Here is a 16,250-nt window from a genome sequence, read left to right on the forward strand (position 1 = left end):
CATCAATAAAATTAATATATTTAAGGATGAATATCATGGGAAGTATTGAGCAAGGGCAACTGTTGTATCATTTAACCAGCTTGAGTAATTTGTCTTCTATTTTGCGGTTGGGCTTATTAACCCGTGCTGAACTTAATCCTGAATTATTTGAAGATGTTGCAGATGGTGGCATTTTAGAAAAACGGAAAAAACTGGGTTTGGACTATCGGGTTCCGTTCCACTTTTTTGCCAATAACCCTTTTGATGGCAGGGTTCAAGCTGAACATCAAGGCAAACAATTCATTATCATCAGTGTCCGCCGAGATATGGCAGCACGCGACAATTGGCACATTGTTCCTCGTCACCCTCTTTCCCATGAAGATATACAACTTTTTGATTATCTGGACGGTATTGATCAAATTGACTGGGAGTGTATGGAGCGGCGTGACTATCATGATAGCCAATCAAAATGTGTTTGTATGGCGGAGTGCTTAGCGCCGGGCAAAGTTGAACCCGCATTGTTTAACACTATTTGGTGTAAAGATGAGGATACCAAGCAGCAAGTAGATGTGCTGCTGGCAGAGACGAAATATACTCCCCGAGTGACTATTAACCAGTGGATGTTCTTGAAGCAACATGGCGAACTATAAAAGCCTGAATCCCCAGAAAGCGCTGATTTGGCGCATCGTTCACAAGGATAATCTTCCTTGGATCCTGGCTAATGGTTTGCATGCCGGCAGTAGCGAGAAAAAAGCGTCTGACTGGGTGAGTATCGGCAACACGGAGCTCATTGAGCGTCGTAAACACCGTAAGGTGCCTGTAGCACCCGGTGGGACACTGGATGACTATATCCCTTTCTATTTCACTCCTTTTTCGCCGATGCTGTACAATATTCATACTGGCCGTGGTGGTGTAGCCCGGCAAGCTAACGAAGACATTGTCATTTTGGTTTCAAGCCTGCATCGGTTACAGCAGCAGGAGCGGGTTTTTGTATTTACCGATCGCCATGCATATACCCCTATGGCAGGTTACTACAGCCACCTTGCGCAGTTAGATAAAATTGATTGGGAACTGTTACAGCAACGTAATTTTAACCGAGTACCCGATAAACCTGAGCAAATTGAACGGTACCAGGCTGAAGCCTTGGTTCATCACCATTTGCCCGTCACCGCATTGTTGGGGATTGTTTGTTATAGCTCGGCGTTACAAGAAAAATTGCAAAAAGAATTCGGTCATTTACTGAACATACAGTGCTTGCCAGATTGGTATTTTAATGGTGGGGGGAACCAATGATTCGTTTTACACAAGGTAACCTGTTAGATGCGCCCGTAGAGGCGCTCGTCAATACTGTTAATACCGTCGGTGTCATGGGCAAAGGTATTGCCCTGATGTTCAAAGAACGTTTCCCGGCCAATATGAAAGCCTATTCTGCGGCGTGTAAGGCCGAGACGGTGCAAACGGGCAAAATGTTCGTTACTGATACCGGGGAGCTAATGGGGCCGCGTTGGATTATTAATTTTCCAACCAAACAACATTGGCGCAGTCCGTCCAAATTAGAGTGGATTGTTGAAGGGTTACGCGATCTGCGCCGCTTTATCATGCAAAACAATATAGCTTCAATTGCCATCCCACCTCTTGGGGCTGGGCATGGTGGGCTAGACTGGGTTGCGGTTCGTGATGTGATTATTCAAGAACTCAGCGATTTGCCACAGGTGGATATCATTATTTATGAACCCATTGAAAAATATCAGAATGTGGCAAAAAGCGTGGGTGTTGAAAAACTCACCCCAGCTCGGGCGCTGATCGCGGAGTTGGTCCGTCGCTATTGGGTCTTGGGGATGGAGTGCAGTTTACTTGAAATACAAAAGCTGGCGTGGTTCCTGGAGCGCGCAATCATCGCTCAACAAGTTGAAAATCCCTTGAATCTTCAGTTTAAAGCTCAGAACTATGGCCCTTATGCGGACAGACTACGTCATTTGCTTAACGGGTTGGATGGGAGCTATTTACGGTGTGAGAAACGGCTGGGGGATGCCAAGCCTTTGGATATCATCTGGTTTAATGATGCTAAGCGCGATGTGGTTCTTGCCTATCTCAAAAGCGAAGCTAAAACCTGGTTACCCGCGTTGCAGAAGACAACGGAGTTGATTGATGGCTTTGAATCGCCTTATGGACTGGAATTGCTCTCGACAATCGATTGGTTAGTCTACCAGGAACATATCTCTGCTGATGAAGAATCACTAGCGGAAGGAATTCGCCACTGGCCAGCAGGTGAGCGTTGGGCGCAACGGAAGTCGGGATTGTTCGACAAGACGGCAATAAATATGGCGTTAACCCGCTTACAAACATTATATCCCCCTCATGCTTGATGGGGGGCAGTTTATCAAACTGCCCCCCATCAGATGAGATTACATGCTTGTAGTTGCCGTCGGGGTTGCGTCGCCGCTGCGGCGTTTGCTGAGGAACAGCGCCACCAGAGCCAGCCAGCACAGGCCGCTGACCAGGTTGAACAAATTGAACAACCCGCTGCCGCCCCAGACGTAGGCCACTTTCGCCAGCTCAATTCCGACGGTGAACACCATCATGCTCAGCATGCCCATGGTGGCGGAAACCGTGCCCTTGCTCACATTGCTTGAGAACAGCGTCAGGCGATACAGCCCGGCGTTGGCCAGCCCGATACCGTAAGCGTACAGACTCAGGCCCGCAGTCATCCACAGATAGGCGTGAGTTGAGAACAGCGTGGCCAGCGCCGCGATCAGCAGCCCCAGCATCATTGGCCCTGCGCCCAGTTTGATCAGCCGTTGGACGCTGTTCTTGCCGGTCATCCGCGCCAGCGTCAGGTTGCCGAGGATCAGCGCGCCGAACACCGGAATTTGCAACAGGCCGTAATCCAGCGTCGACAGCGACTCGCCACTGATCAGGATCACCGGTGATTGGGCAATCCAGGCCAGCAGCGGCAGGCTGGCGAAGCCAATGGCCAACGCACCGCAGACAAAGCGACGGTTGGACAGCACCTGGCGATAGTCACGCCACAGGTTGGCAGCCGAGAGTTTCTCACCCTGCAGCGACGCGGTTTCCGGCATCGCTTTCCACAGGCCGTAGAAGGCAAACGCTGCCAGTGCCGCAAACAGCACGAACATGCTTTGCCATGGTGCGACGTGGATCAGCGCTGCACCGGCCAGCGGCCCGAGCAGCGGGGCGATCAGTGCCACGTTAGCCATCAGCGCGGTGATTTTTATGCACACCGATTCCTCAAAGGATTCCTGTATCGTGGCGTAGCCCACCGCACCGATAAAGCACAGGCCAATCCCCTGCAGGAAACGCATAAAGATAAACTGTTCAATGCTGGTCACCAGCAAAATCGCCAGGCAGGCGACGATAAAGAACGCCACGCCGGCCAGCATCACCGGGCGACGGCCACGGCGATCCGACAACGGCCCCAGCAGCCATTGCAGGAAAATACCGCCGGCCAGATAGGCGGTCATGGAGGTGGGCACCCACTCTTCACCGGCATTGAAATCGGCCACCACCGCCAGCATGCCAGGCTGGATCATATCGTTGGCGATATAGGTGGCGAATTCGAACAGCACCAGACACAGAGGGAATAAAAGCGCCTGTCGACCCAAGCGAGCCGCAGGTGGTAATGTTGTTTTCATATTTATCGTACTGAAAGTAAAGAAGAAATAAGGAACTGTCAGGGCGGGAAGCGCTATCTGAGCGAGTTGTGGCGGCTATTTTGCCGCCAATTGTTCACCTTGGCAATAATAAGGTGTTGTTTCAGCACATTCTGATATTGCCCGTCAGGGTTGCCACCCACACTTTCGCTGGTTAACCTCCTTTTAACAGACGAAGATGACAATATTGCGGGCGACCTTTTGAGTAATAAAATTGGCTGGATAGATAACTTGCGCGCGGTGGCGTGCATGATGGTGGTGATGATCCACGCGACCACCTATTACGTCACCAGCGGGGTGGCGGTGGGCGAACACAACTGGGATATTTCCAACCTGTTGAATTCGATGTCGCGCGTCTCGGTGCCGTTATTTTTCATGATTTCCGGTTATCTGTTTTTCGGTGAGAAAAGCGCCGGTAAGAAACATTTCATCCGTATTGGCTGCTGTATCTTGTTCTACAGCGCCATCGCGCTGATCTATATTGCGACGTTCACCAAGATTGGCTTCTGGCCGTCGCTGCGCGGCATATTGCTGAAACCGGTGTTCTATCACCTGTGGTTCTTCTATGCGATCGCGGTCATTTATTTGCTGTCGCCGCTGATCAACGTCAAACCGGTATCGCGCCGCTATCTGGCCGCTGTACTGGTGATCCTGGCGGTGATCGCCAACCCCAATACCCGTCCGCTGACCCTGGACAATGCGCACCTGCTGCCGGTGAATCTGTATATCTATGGCGACACCTTCTATTACCTGCTGTATGCGTTGGCCGGCCGGGCGATTGGCATGATGGACACCCAGGGACGTGGCATCAGTTGGCTGGCGGCGTCAGGTTTTGTGTTTAGCGTGGCGTTGATTATTCACGGCACCAAAAGCCAGATGTTTATTAACGGTAATTTCGCCGATACCTACTACATCTACTGCGGCCCGCTGGTGTTTATCGCGGCGGTATCACTGCTGATCTGGTTTAAAAACTGTCTGCCGGAGCCGATTGGCTGGTTGGGCGTTTTTTCCCGCCATTCGCTGGCGATCTACGGTTTTCACGCCATTATCGTTAACTTTATGCGTAACCGGCATCTGGAGCTGACGGCCCATCCATTGCTGGATATCTTCTGGGTGTTCGGGGTGGCGTTGGCACTCAGCTTGCTGTTGTCGATAGGGCTGCAGAAAATAGACCCTCGACGGCTGGTGTCATAGCTCGGCTGAACCGCGTTGCTGGGCGCGTCTCAGTTGGCGGCCGGAGGAAAACCCCGCCGCCAAGGCCGCTTTCTCCAGCCCATAGCCTTGCTGCAGGCGCTGCTGCGCTACTGCCAGCCGTAGCTGCTCATGATACTCGCGCACGCTGATACCGATATGGCTACGGAACAATCGTGCCAGATGACGGCTACTGACGTGGGCCTTTTCCGCCACCTGCGGCACCGACCATTCCGCTTCCGGTTCGGCGGCCATCACGTCTTGCGCACGGTGCACCGCCGGGTGCAGGTGGTTACGGTAGCGTAGCCAGGGTGAAAGCTGCGGGTCGTCGCCGGAACGGCGAAAATACACCACCATCTCACGGGCGATTTCCATTGCCCGGGTAGCGCCACACTGGCGGTTAATCAGGTGCAGAGCCAGATCGATACCGGCAGTGATCCCCGCGCTGGTGTAAACGCCGCGGTCTTCAACAAAGATGCGATTTTCTTTCACCTGCGCTGCCGGGGCCTGCTGGCGCAGGCGATCGAGCACGTCGTGATGGGTGGTGCATTGGTAGCCGTCGAGCAAACCGGCCTGCGCCGCCAACAGGGCGCCGGAACAGACGCAGACCAATGTGATACGTTGCTGTTGCAGGTCGGGCTTCAGCGCAGCCAGCCAGCGGCGGGCCTGTTCGGCTGGCGCAGTGGCGAAGAAATGCTGCGAATCACTGACGCCCGGTACCACCAGAATAGCGCCGTTTTCCAGCCGGTCAGGCAGCGGCTGTAGCTGACTCAACGTCATGCCGATCGAACAGGTGACCTGCGGCAGTGGGCTGATGTAGCGCAGGCTGAACTGCCCGGCCAGGCGCAGAGTTTCCGCCGGGCCGCTGACGTCCAGCGACAGCACCTGGGGCAGCATCAGAAAGTAGACGGCCTGCGGCATGATTACTCCTGTGAGAGTTGCGCCAGTGCCTCATCCACGCTGGCGATGCGGGCGAAGCGATCGACCAGCACCGTCTCAGTATGCCGCTTGAGCTGTTCGCTGGTAAAGACTTGTCCGTCGGGGTGTTGCATCGGGAAGGTCAACGTGGCTTCGGTGACAAAGGTGACCTGATAGCCGAGATCGGCCGCTACCCGGGTGGTGGTTTCACAGCACTGCTCGGTACGGATGCCGCAGATAATCAAATGCTTGATATGTCGCTCAAGCAACCAGGCATCCAGGCCGGACTCGGTCAGTGCGTTGTGCACCTGTTTGTGTACCGTGACATCGGCCTGATGGTCGAGGAAGGGCAGGCGCTTTACCCAGCCGGACGCCAACGAAAAGGGCCCCTCTGGCGACACGTGGAACACGTCAACCAGCGGCACGCCTTGCTGGTGACAGCCTGCGATCAACCGCGTCAGCGCCTGTTGGAAAGCCGGCAGATCCTCTTCTTGCCAGAATGGACGATGCTGGAATGATTGCTGAACATCGATGATCAATAACGCGCTCTGTGACATTTTCGGCCCTCCGCCAATTAGGTATAACGCCATACTGCGCCGTTATCCTGCAGGGAAGAAGGCCAAAAACGGCCATTATGGTGGCATCAGCGGACCAGCATCAGGCTTTGCCGATCTGGCCGGCGACCAGCCGCCCCTGATGGAAGGTGGCGCGGCGAGTTGGCAGGCGGGCTACCGCTTCGGCGGAGCAACTGGCGTTGATCAGCACGAACTCTGCGCTGTCACCGGCTTTGGGCCACACTCGTTGACCCTTGTCATTCAGCGGCAGCACGCCGCCGGTGGAAATGGCCATGGCGCGTGACAGATGAAACTCGTCAGAACCCCGGTAAAGTTGGGCGTAAAGGTTGGCTTTTTCCAGAATGTCGCCAGTGCCGAACGGGGACCAGTGGTCGATCACGCTGTCGGTTCCGGTCATCACAAATACCCCTTTCTCACTGAGCTGTGGCAGCGGCATCATCAGCCCGCCAATCGGCACCGTGGAGGCGATGGTGATTTGCTGCGCGGCCAGGCGGGTGGCGGTTTCCTCCAGCTCATTCGGATTCAGCGAGGTCAGGGCAAATGCGTGGCTGATGGTGACTTTACCGCGCAGCGAAGGGTTCTTTTCTACGGTGGTAATCATGTAGTTGATGGCGGCCACCCCGGCCGGGCTGGTTTCATGCAGGTGGATATCGACGCCTTTGCCGGTGTCGAGCGCAATCTGGAACATGGCGTCCAGTGACTGTTCCATCGCGCCGTCGACGTTGGTCGGATCCAGCCCGCCAACGTATTGCACCCCCATCTGCATGGCTTCACGCATTAAGCCGTCAACTTTAGAGTGCAGCAGGCCGTGCTGTGGGAAGGCGACGATTTCACAGCTGAAATCGGCCTGGTGAATTTCCAGCGCGCGCTGCAGGTGTTCCAGGCTTTTCAGCCCGCTGACCGGATCGATATTGCAGTGGCTACGCGCCACGGTACTGCCTTTGGATTGCAGCAGGGCGATCAGGTTTTCTGCACGTTGTTGTGAGGTAGGCAACAGCTTGGGGATCAGCGTCTGTTCCAGCGCAATCATATCCATAATGGTTTTGCCCTGGCGCGGACGCGGTGCCTGCCATGGGCCGCTGTAAAAGGTTTTATCCAGGTGGATATGCATGTCGCGAAATGCCGGCAACAGCAACTGACCCTGTGCCTGATAATGTGGCACGCCAGTGGGAACCGCTGCCTCTTTTGGGTGGATAGCGGCAATTTTTCCGTCTTTGATTTCAAGCTGATAGAGCGCGGTGCGGGTGCCTATCACCGTGTCACCGTCGTACTCAAAACCGTCTTCCAGCCGCACATCGCTCAGCCAGTAGTGGCTGTCGGTCAGGGTCATGGGTTGGGTCTCCGGTGTGCAGGGGCTTCCCGGCGGCACGGCGGCCTGCGCCACGCCGCCGGTCAGGCCGATCACCGCACAGGCAGTGGTAATTTTGCCGGTTTGGCTGAGGAAAGCTCTGCGGCTTTGTTGTTGATTTTTTTCCACGTTCAGTTCCTTAATCCAGAGGTGAGGTGTGTCAAAAGACAGCCACCAATTTAGGAGAGGAGCCGACGGGTTGGCAGTGACATTTGCCACTGGCGACTATTCGATTTGGCAATAATAAGGGGGGCGGGTATTACCCCACCCCTGTTTTTACATCAGCGGCAACAGACGGGTATAGAGTTCGCGGAAGGTGCTGCGTAGCGCAGTGTACTGTTGGTGGCGCTCGGCATCTGGGGTATGTACCTGCTCCAGCGGTAATTCAGGCAGCAGTTCGCCGAGTGGGCGCTGCGGGTTCAGTGCGATCTGCGCCAGCCGCGCGGCCCCCAGCGCCGGACCGACGTCGCCGCCGGTTCGGTATTCCAGCCGCTGGCCACTGATGTCCGCCAGCATTTGCCGCCAGAATGGACTGCGTGCGCCGCCGCCAATCAGGGTGATGCTGGAGGGCTGCAGGCCGCTGGCGTGCAGCACGTCCATCCCGTCGGCCAGGGCGAAACCGACGCCTTCCAGTACCGCCCGCGCCAGATCGTTCGGACCATGCTGATGGGTGAGCCCCCAGAATGCCCCCTTGGCGTTCGGATTATTATGCGGAGTTCGCTCTCCGGACAGATAGGGCAAAAACCACAGCGGAGCCGCCGCCGGGGAGGCCTGTTCAACGTTACGCAGCAGGGTGGCGACGTCTTCGACATTAGTCAGTTTGCAAACCCAGTCCAGACAGGAGGCGGCGCTGAGCGTCACCGACATCAGGTGCCAGGTGTCAGGCAACGCATGGCAGAAGCTGTGCACCGCGCTGGCCGGGTTGCTGAGAAAACCGTCGCTGACCGCAAAATACACCCCCGAGGTACCGAGTGACAGCATCGCCTGCCCGGCCTGATACAGCCCCACGCCGATCGCCCCGGCCGCGTTATCGCCGCCGCCGGCCACCACCGGTACCGGCGACATACCCCAGCGGCGGGCCAGTTCGGTATGGGTCTGGCCGGTTACCTGATTGCCCTCGAACAGTTGCGGCATCTGGCGGCGGGTCAGGCCGCAGGCGGCCAGCATCTCGTCGCTCCAGTCGCGTTGCGCTACGTTCAGCCAGCCGGTGCCGGCGGCGTCCGACATGTCGCTGGCGAAGTCGCCGGTGATGCACCAGCGCAAATAATCTTTGGGCAATAGCACTTTATCGATGTGCTGAAACACCTGGGGCTCATGCTGTTGTACCCACAGCAGCTTAGGGGCGGTGAAGCCCGGCATCATCAGGTTGCCGGTGATTTGCCGTGATTGCGGTACCGCCTGTTCCAGCGCCAGACATTGCGCGGCACTTCTGCCGTCGTTCCACAGGATCGCCGGGCGTAGCACCTGTTGCCGTGCGTCCAACAGCGTGGCGCCGTGCATCTGGCCGCTGAGACCGATGGCTTTTACCTGCTGCAGGCTGTGCTGCTTGCCCAGCGCCAGCATCGCGCGATCGGTGGCGTGCCACCAGTCCTGCGGCGCTTGCTCTGACCACAGGGGGTGAGGGCGGGAAATGGGCAGCGACTCACCGTGGCTGGCAAGCAGTTGGCCCTGCTCACTGAGCAAAATGACTTTTACGCCGGAGGTGCCGAGGTCGATGCCGATATACATGGTTAAGGATCCTTAAATGCGCGGCGGAGTGCCGCGCGGGGTCAGTTAGCCGAACAGGTAGCGGTTCATCAGGTTTTCAAGCTGCTCCTGGCGGCCGCTGACGTGCTGTGGCGCCAGTGCATGTCCTTCAGCGTACTGCGCCAGGGCTTCGAGCGACAGTTTGCCCTGCAAAATTTGCTGGCCCAATTCACCATTCCAGCCGGCATAGCGTTTGGATACCTGCTGGTGTAACTGACCGTCAGTCACCATTTTCGCTGCGACCTTCAGCGCCAGCGCCATGGTGTCCATGGCACCAATATGGCCATAGAACAGGTCGTATTTGTCGGTGCTTTGACGGCGTACCTTGGCATCAAAGTTCAGCCCGCCGGTGGTAAAGCCCCCGGCCTTGAGAATTTCGAACATCACCAGCGCGTTCTCTTCTACGCTGATCGGGAACTGGTCGGTGTCCCAACCCAACTGCGGGTCGCCCCGGTTGGCATCGACGGAACCAAAGATGCCGAGCGCAATGGCGGTGGCGATCTCATGGTGGAACGAGTGACCCGCCAGCGTGGCGTGGTTGGCTTCGATATTCACCTTGATCTCTTTCTCAAGGCCGAACTGCTTGAGGAAGCCGTAAACGGTGGCGACATCGTAGTCGTATTGATGCTTGGTCGGTTCCTGGGGTTTGGGCTCAATCAGCAAGGTGCCCTGGAAACCGGTTTTATGTTTGTGCTCCACCACCATCTGCATAAAGCGGCCAATTTGCTCACGCTCCTGGCGCAGGTCGGTGTTCAGCAAGGTTTCATAGCCTTCGCGGCCGCCCCACAGCACGTAGTTCTCACCCCCCAGGCGTTGAGTGGCATTCATGGCGGTAAACACCTGAGTGGCAGCCCAACTGAACACTTCCGGATCCGGGTTGGTGGCGGCACCGGCGCCGTAACGCGGGTGGGTAAAACAGTTGGCGGTACCCCACAGCAGTTTTACGCCGCTGCTGTACTGTTTTTCCTCCAGTACGTCGGTCATGACCGCAAAGTTGTGCAGATACTCTTTCAGCGAAGCGCCTTCCGGCGAAACGTCGACGTCATGGAAGCAGTAGTAGGGGACGTTCAGCTTGTGGAAGAACTCGAACGCCACGTCGGCTTTGCGTTTGGCCAGCGCCAGCGCATCGCCCGGTTGCTGCCAGGGACGATCGAAAGATCCGACGCCGAACATGTCCGCGCCGTTCCAGCAGAAAGTATGCCAGTAGCAGGCGGCAAAACGCAGGTGCTCCGCCATACGCTTGCCGAGCACCAGTTCATCCGGATTGTAATGATGAAAGGCCAGCGGGTTATTACTGGTAGGGCCTTCGTAGCGCACTTGCTCAAGCTGATCAAAATAAGATTGCATTATCGACTCCTGGGTAGCAATGCCCGGTTTACGGGATGCCTTTATCTTCGGAGTTTGCGACAGGCTGCTCAATTACGTTATTTCACACTTAAATTCACAGAATTATTAAATGTGCGGCAGATCTCATAATAGGTTTTTAACCACGGTTTATTTAAGGTTTCTTCATTTTTATTTGTCGACCTGCTGTTTTTCAGCCTGAAAGCATGACCGCCATCATAAAAACAACATTAAACCAAAAATCATAATTAGCCGGTAAAAATCAGTAATTGCTGAATATTAAATAACCGATAACAATCCGCTCTAAGCTGCGTCACTAGCCCGTTTCAATTATTGCCCCTACACGTTAAATAACAAAGGTATATAAGATGAAATTTAAACCTGTGTTCCTTTCGGTCTGCGCACTGCTGGCGCTGGCCAGCCAACCGGCGTTCAGCAAAGAAGTCAAAATCGGCATGGCGATCGACGACCTGCGTCTGGAGCGCTGGCAGAAAGACCGCGATATCTTTGTCAGTAAGGCCAAATCACTGGGGGCCGATGTGTTTGTCCAGTCGGCCAACGGCAATGAAGAAACCCAGATGGCGCAGATTGAAAATATGATCAACCGCGGCGTCGACGTGCTGGTGATTATTCCTTATAACGGCAAGGTGTTAAGCAACGTGATCAGCGAAGCCAAGCGGGAAGGCATTAAGGTGCTGGCTTACGATCGCATGATCAATAACGCCGATATCGATTTTTACATCTCCTTTGATAATGAAAAGGTCGGTGAACTGCAGGCGCAAAGCCTGGTGCAGCGGGTACCGCAGGGCAATTACTTCCTGATGGGCGGCTCGCCGGTGGATAATAACGCCAAGCTGTTCCGCCAGGGGCAGATGAAGGTGCTGCAACCGCTGATCGACGGCGGGAAAATCAAGGTAGTGGGCGATCAGTGGGTCGACGGATGGTTGCCGGAAAACGCATTAAAAATCATGGAAAATGCGCTGACTGCCAACAATAACAAGATTGATGCGGTAGTGGCTTCCAACGATGCCACCGCCGGTGGTGCGATCCAGGCGCTGGCCGCTCAGGGCCTGGCGGGCAAGGTAGCCATCTCCGGTCAGGATGCCGATTTGGCGGCGGTTAAGCGTATTGTCGCCGGTACCCAGACCATGACGGTGTATAAGCCGATCAGCAAGCTGGCCGACGAGGCGGCGGGCATCGCGGTGCAACTGGGCAAGGGTGAACAGCCGAAGGCCAACGCCACGTTAAATAACGGCAGCAAAGATGTGCCATCCTGGTTATTAACCCCTATTCCGGTGGATAAATCGAATATCGACAGCACCATTGTTGCCGACGGCTTCCACAAAAAAGCCGACATTAATTAATTCCGACAGCCGGTAATGCGGAGGGAATAATGCCCAGCCTATTAGAAATGAAAAATATCACCATGCAATTCGGGGTGGTCAAGGCGGTGGATAATGTCAGCCTGAAATTAGAGGCCGGACAGGTATTATCGCTGTGTGGTGAAAATGGTTCGGGAAAATCCACCCTGATGAAAGTGCTGTGCGGAATATATCCGCACGGCAGTTATCAGGGCGATATTTATTTCTCTGATGATTTATTAGCGGCAAAAAACATTCGCGACACCGAGCAGAAAGGCATCGCCATCATCCATCAGGAGCTGGCGCTGGTGAAGCAGATGACGGTGCTGGAAAACATGTTTCTCGGCAATGAATGGTGTCGATACGGCGTAATGGATTACGACGCCATGTACCTGCGCTGCCGACGGATGCTGGCGCAGGTCAAGCTGGAGGTGGATCCCAACACCCCTATCGGCGAACTGGGGCTGGGCCAGCAGCAGTTGGTGGAGATCGCCAAGGCGCTGAACAAGCAGGTGCGGCTGCTGGTGCTGGATGAGCCGACGGCGTCGTTGACCGAAAGTGAAACCGCTACGCTGCTGGCGATCATTGGGGATCTGCGCGATCACGGCATCGCCTGTATTTACATTTCGCACAAGCTGAATGAGGTGAAGGCGATCTCGGATCTGATCTGCGTGATCCGCGACGGCAAGCACATCGGCACCCACCCGGCGGCGGAAATGAGCGAGGACGATATTATCGCCATGATGGTCGGGCGTGAGTTAACCGAGCTGTATCCGCAGCAACAGCATGATATCGGTGAGGTGATCCTGCAGGTGGATAACCTGACCGCCTGGCACCCGGTGAATCGCCATGTTCGACGGGTGGATGATGTTTCTTTCAGCCTGCGACGCGGCGAGATCCTCGGTGTGGCCGGCTTGGTCGGCTCCGGACGGACCGAAACCATGCAGTGCCTGTTCGGCGTCTACGCTGGCCGGTGGCAGGGAAGCATTACCCTCAATGGCCAGCCGGCCGCTATTAATAATTGCCGCCAGGCGATGCGATATGGCATCGCCATGGTGCCGGAAGACCGCAAGCGTGATGGCATCGTACCGGTGATGGGCGTGGGGGCCAATATGACGTTGGCCGCACTGAGTGATTTTAGCGGTGCGCTGACGGTGATCGATGACGCCCTGGAACAGGCGACCATTCGCCAGTCGCTGGCACAGCTTAAGGTAAAAACTTCCTCGCCTGAACTGGCGATTGCCCGGCTGAGCGGTGGTAATCAACAGAAGGCTATTCTCGCCAAGTGCCTGCTGCTGAAGCCGAAGATTCTGATATTGGATGAGCCGACGCGCGGTATCGACATCGGTGCCAAACATGAAATCTATAAGTTAATCAATCAACTGGTACAGCAGGGGATTGCGGTGATCGTGGTGTCTTCGGAACTGCCGGAAGTGCTGGGATTAAGCGATCGTGTCCTGGTGATGCACCAGGGGCGCATCAAGGCGTCGTTGATCAACCGGGGTCTGACCCAGGAACAGGTGATGGAAGCCGCATTGAGGAGTGAAACAGATGTCGAAAAACACGCAGTCTGAAGCGATCGTGCCGGCAATGGTGGAAAAAAGACCCATAGTGAAACTGAAATCCATCAATTTGCAGGTGTTTGTGATGTTGGCGGCGATAGTCGTCATTATGCTGTTCTTTACCTTTACCACCGAGGGGGCTTATCTCAGCGCGCGTAATATTTCCAACCTGCTGCGCCAGACGGCGATCACCGGCATTCTGGCGGTCGGTATGGTGTTCGTGATTGTGTCGGCAGAAATCGATCTGTCGGTCGGTTCAATGATGGGGTTGTTAGGTGGGGCGGCGGCGGTTTTCGACGTTTGGCTTGGCTGGCCATTGCCGCTGACCATCGTGGTGACGTTGCTGGCCGGTCTGCTGTTGGGGGCCTGGAACGGTTGGTGGGTGGCTTATCGCAAGGTTCCGTCGTTTATCGTTACCCTGGCGGGGATGTTGGCCTTTCGCGGCATCCTGATCGGCATTACCAATGGTACTACCGTGGCACCGACCAGCGGCGCGATGTCGCAAATTGGCCAGAGCTATTTGCCGAACGGCCTGGGTTTTGGCATCGGTGCGGTTGGGCTGATGCTGTTTGTTGCCTGGCAGTGGCGGCGGCGCAGTCGGCGTGCCCAGCTCGGTTTGCCCGTGGCCACACCGACCGGTGACGTCACCCGGCAAAGTATTTTGGCGCTGCTGGTGCTCGGCGCCATCTATTTGCTCAACGATTACCGTGGGGTACCGACGCCGGTGTTGATCCTCACCGCGCTGATGCTGGCAGGGATATTTATGGCCACCCGCACCGCCTTTGGCCGTCGGATCTACGCCATCGGCGGCAATATTGACGCGGCGCGGCTGTCGGGTGTCAACGTCGAACGCACCAAGCTGGCGGTGTTTGCCATCAACGGTTTGATGGTGGCCATTGCCGGTCTGATCCTCAGTTCACGCCTGGGGGCCGGGTCACCTTCGGCGGGCAATATCGCCGAGCTGGACGCCATCGCCGCCTGTGTGATTGGCGGCACCAGCCTGGCCGGCGGCATCGGTAGCGTGGCTGGCGCGGTGATGGGCGCGTTCATCATGGCATCGCTGGATAACGGCATGAGCATGCTGGACGTGCCGACCTTCTGGCAGTACATCGTCAAGGGCGCCATTTTGCTGCTGGCGGTATGGATGGACTCCGCCACCAAGCGCCGGGCATAAGAATAGCGTCTGAGCTCACAGTTATGAGGTGATGCCTGCTGCTCTCGCAGATAATACCCTGTAGCTTTCAGGTTGCAGCCAGGCGACTCACTCGCCTATCCCCAGACATTGTAGGGGCGCTGCATGCTGCGCCCGCCTTAATCGGGGCGAATTTATTCGCCCCCTACAGTCACTGGGGGTTACCGGGGATGCCCATGTTCGAAAAGCGCTTTCGCATTACCTTGCTGTTCAACGCCAATAAAGTGTACGACCGCCAGGTGGTAGAAGGCGTCGGCGAGTATTTACAGGCTTCACAATGTGACTGGGACATCTTTATCGAAGAGGATTTCCGCTGCCGTATCGACAACATCAAGGACTGGCTGGGCGATGGGGTGATCGCCGATTTCGACGACGGTGAAATCGAACGGTTGCTGCACAACGTCAGGGTGCCGATCGTCGGGGTGGGTGGTTCTTATCATCGCGATGAGGACTACCCGCCGGTGCACTACATTGCCACCGACAATCAGGCACTGGTGGAGGCGGCATTTACTCATCTGAAAGAAAAAGGCATTAACCGTTTTGCCTTCTACGGTTTGCCCAGCGAAGGCGGTAAACGCTGGGCACAGGAACGTGAGCATGCCTTCCGTCAGCGGGTGGCGCTGGAGCAGTATCAGGGCGTGGTGTATCAGGGAATGGCCACCGCGCCGGAGAACTGGCAATACGCACAGAACCGGCTGGCAGACTGGGTGCAGACCCTGCCGCAGCAGACCGGCATTATCGCGGTGACCGATGCGCGGGCACGGCATTTGCTGCAGGTGTGTGAACATCTGGATATCGCGGTGCCAGAGAAGCTGTGCGTGATCGGCATCGACAATGAAGAACTGACGCGTTACCTGTCGCGGGTGGCGCTGTCTTCGGTGGCGCAGGGCACCCGTCAGATGGGGTATCGCGCCGCCAAATTATTGCACCAACTGCTTGATCGCCGTGAATTGCCGCTGCAGCGCATTCTGGTGCCGCCGGTGAAGGTGATTGAACGACGTTCTACCGATTTCCGCTCGCTGCGCGATCCGGCGGTGATCCAGGCGATGCATTACATTCGTCATCACGCCTGCAAGGGCATCAAGGTCGAACAGGTGCTGGACGCGATCGGCATGTCACGCTCCAATCTGGAAAAACGCTTCAGGGATGAAACCGGCGAAACTATCCACCATGTGATCCATCAGGAAAAGTTGGATCGCGCCCGTAACCTGCTGACGGCAACCTCACTGACCATCAACGAGATCTCACAGATGTGTGGCTACCCGTCGCTGCAGTATTTTTATTCGGTGTTCAAGAAAGGCTATGACATGACGCCGAAAGATTATCGCCAGCGTTATGGCGAGGTGAGCTATTAGGCTGCTTG

14 protein-coding genes are annotated in these 16,250 nt (G+C 56.0%); 8 read left to right on the plus strand and 6 right to left on the minus strand.

The genetic code is table 11. The features are described 5' to 3' along the window. Positions 1–35 precede the first annotated feature (35 nt). Genes QOT07_RS00295 through darG form a run of 3 tightly spaced genes read left to right on the plus strand, consistent with a single transcriptional unit; the run spans position 36 to position 2,345 of the window. Complete coding sequence (locus QOT07_RS00295; protein WP_261417780.1) at positions 36–629, plus strand: DUF4433 domain-containing protein; 594 nt, start codon at positions 36–38, stop codon at positions 627–629. Further along, a complete protein-coding gene (gene darT / locus QOT07_RS00300; RefSeq protein ID WP_261417782.1) occupies positions 616–1,272 on the plus strand; it encodes a type II toxin-antitoxin system toxin DNA ADP-ribosyl transferase DarT in 657 nt (218 codons plus the stop codon). Before QOT07_RS00295 ends, darT begins: the two co-directional genes overlap by 14 nt. After that, the gene (gene darG / locus QOT07_RS00305; RefSeq protein WP_261417783.1) at positions 1,269–2,345 is read left to right on the plus strand and encodes a type II toxin-antitoxin system antitoxin DNA ADP-ribosyl glycohydrolase DarG; all 1,077 of its coding nucleotides are present in this window, start codon (positions 1,269–1,271) and stop codon (positions 2,343–2,345) included. Before darT ends, darG begins: the two co-directional genes overlap by 4 nt. 39 nt (positions 2,346–2,384) lie before the next feature. Here darG and QOT07_RS00310 read toward each other — a convergent pair whose 3' ends face one another. Beyond that, positions 2,385–3,632 (minus strand): MFS transporter, encoded by a 1,248-nt coding sequence (locus QOT07_RS00310; protein ID WP_262261822.1) that lies wholly within the window; start codon positions 3,630–3,632, stop codon positions 2,385–2,387. 219 nt (positions 3,633–3,851) lie between these two features. Here QOT07_RS00310 and QOT07_RS00315 point away from each other — a divergent pair, with 219 nt between their 5' ends. Further along, a complete protein-coding gene (locus tag QOT07_RS00315; protein ID WP_283602391.1) occupies positions 3,852–4,844 on the plus strand; it encodes an acyltransferase in 993 nt (330 codons plus the stop codon). On the opposite strand, the gene QOT07_RS00320 is transcribed toward QOT07_RS00315, so the two are convergent. The 5 genes from QOT07_RS00320 to xylA form a co-directional block, all read right to left on the minus strand. Then, a complete protein-coding gene (locus QOT07_RS00320; protein ID WP_283602392.1) occupies positions 4,839–5,762 on the minus strand; it encodes a GlxA family transcriptional regulator in 924 nt (307 codons plus the stop codon). The two genes, QOT07_RS00315 and QOT07_RS00320, sit on opposite strands and share 6 nt — an antisense overlap. Before the next feature lie 2 nt (positions 5,763–5,764). Then, complete coding sequence (locus QOT07_RS00325; RefSeq protein WP_085115225.1) at positions 5,765–6,316, minus strand: cysteine hydrolase family protein; 552 nt, start codon at positions 6,314–6,316, stop codon at positions 5,765–5,767. 100 nt (positions 6,317–6,416) lie between these two features. Further along, entirely contained in the window at positions 6,417–7,811 is a 1,395-nt protein-coding gene (locus QOT07_RS00330; RefSeq protein WP_283602393.1) for an amidohydrolase family protein, read from the minus strand. A 147-nt stretch (positions 7,812–7,958) separates the two neighbouring features. Next, complete coding sequence (gene xylB, locus QOT07_RS00335) at positions 7,959–9,410, minus strand: xylulokinase (protein ID WP_099062245.1); 1,452 nt, start codon at positions 9,408–9,410, stop codon at positions 7,959–7,961. 45 nt (positions 9,411–9,455) lie between these two features. After that, positions 9,456–10,775 (minus strand): xylose isomerase, encoded by a 1,320-nt coding sequence (xylA, locus tag QOT07_RS00340; RefSeq protein ID WP_283602394.1) that lies wholly within the window; start codon positions 10,773–10,775, stop codon positions 9,456–9,458. A 365-nt stretch (positions 10,776–11,140) separates the two neighbouring features. Here xylA and xylF point away from each other — a divergent pair, with 365 nt between their 5' ends. The 4 genes from xylF (at position 11,141) to xylR (ending at position 16,242) form a co-directional block, all read left to right on the plus strand. Next, a complete protein-coding gene (gene xylF / locus QOT07_RS00345) occupies positions 11,141–12,136 on the plus strand; it encodes a D-xylose ABC transporter substrate-binding protein (protein ID WP_099062243.1) in 996 nt (331 codons plus the stop codon). A 29-nt stretch (positions 12,137–12,165) separates the two neighbouring features. Further along, on the plus strand, positions 12,166–13,707 hold the full coding sequence (locus QOT07_RS00350) for a xylose ABC transporter ATP-binding protein (RefSeq protein WP_283602395.1): 1,542 nt from the start codon (positions 12,166–12,168) through the stop codon (positions 13,705–13,707). Continuing rightward, entirely contained in the window at positions 13,685–14,869 is a 1,185-nt protein-coding gene (gene xylH, locus QOT07_RS00355; protein ID WP_283602396.1) for a xylose ABC transporter permease XylH, read from the plus strand. Before QOT07_RS00350 ends, xylH begins: the two co-directional genes overlap by 23 nt. A 194-nt stretch (positions 14,870–15,063) precedes the next feature. Then, a complete protein-coding gene (gene xylR / locus QOT07_RS00360; protein ID WP_112349423.1) occupies positions 15,064–16,242 on the plus strand; it encodes a D-xylose utilization transcriptional activator XylR in 1,179 nt (392 codons plus the stop codon). Positions 16,243–16,250 lie beyond the last annotated feature (8 nt).

The sequence above is a fragment of the Serratia proteamaculans genome, from assembly GCF_949794035.1.
GTDB lineage: Bacteria > Pseudomonadota > Gammaproteobacteria > Enterobacterales > Enterobacteriaceae > Serratia > Serratia proteamaculans.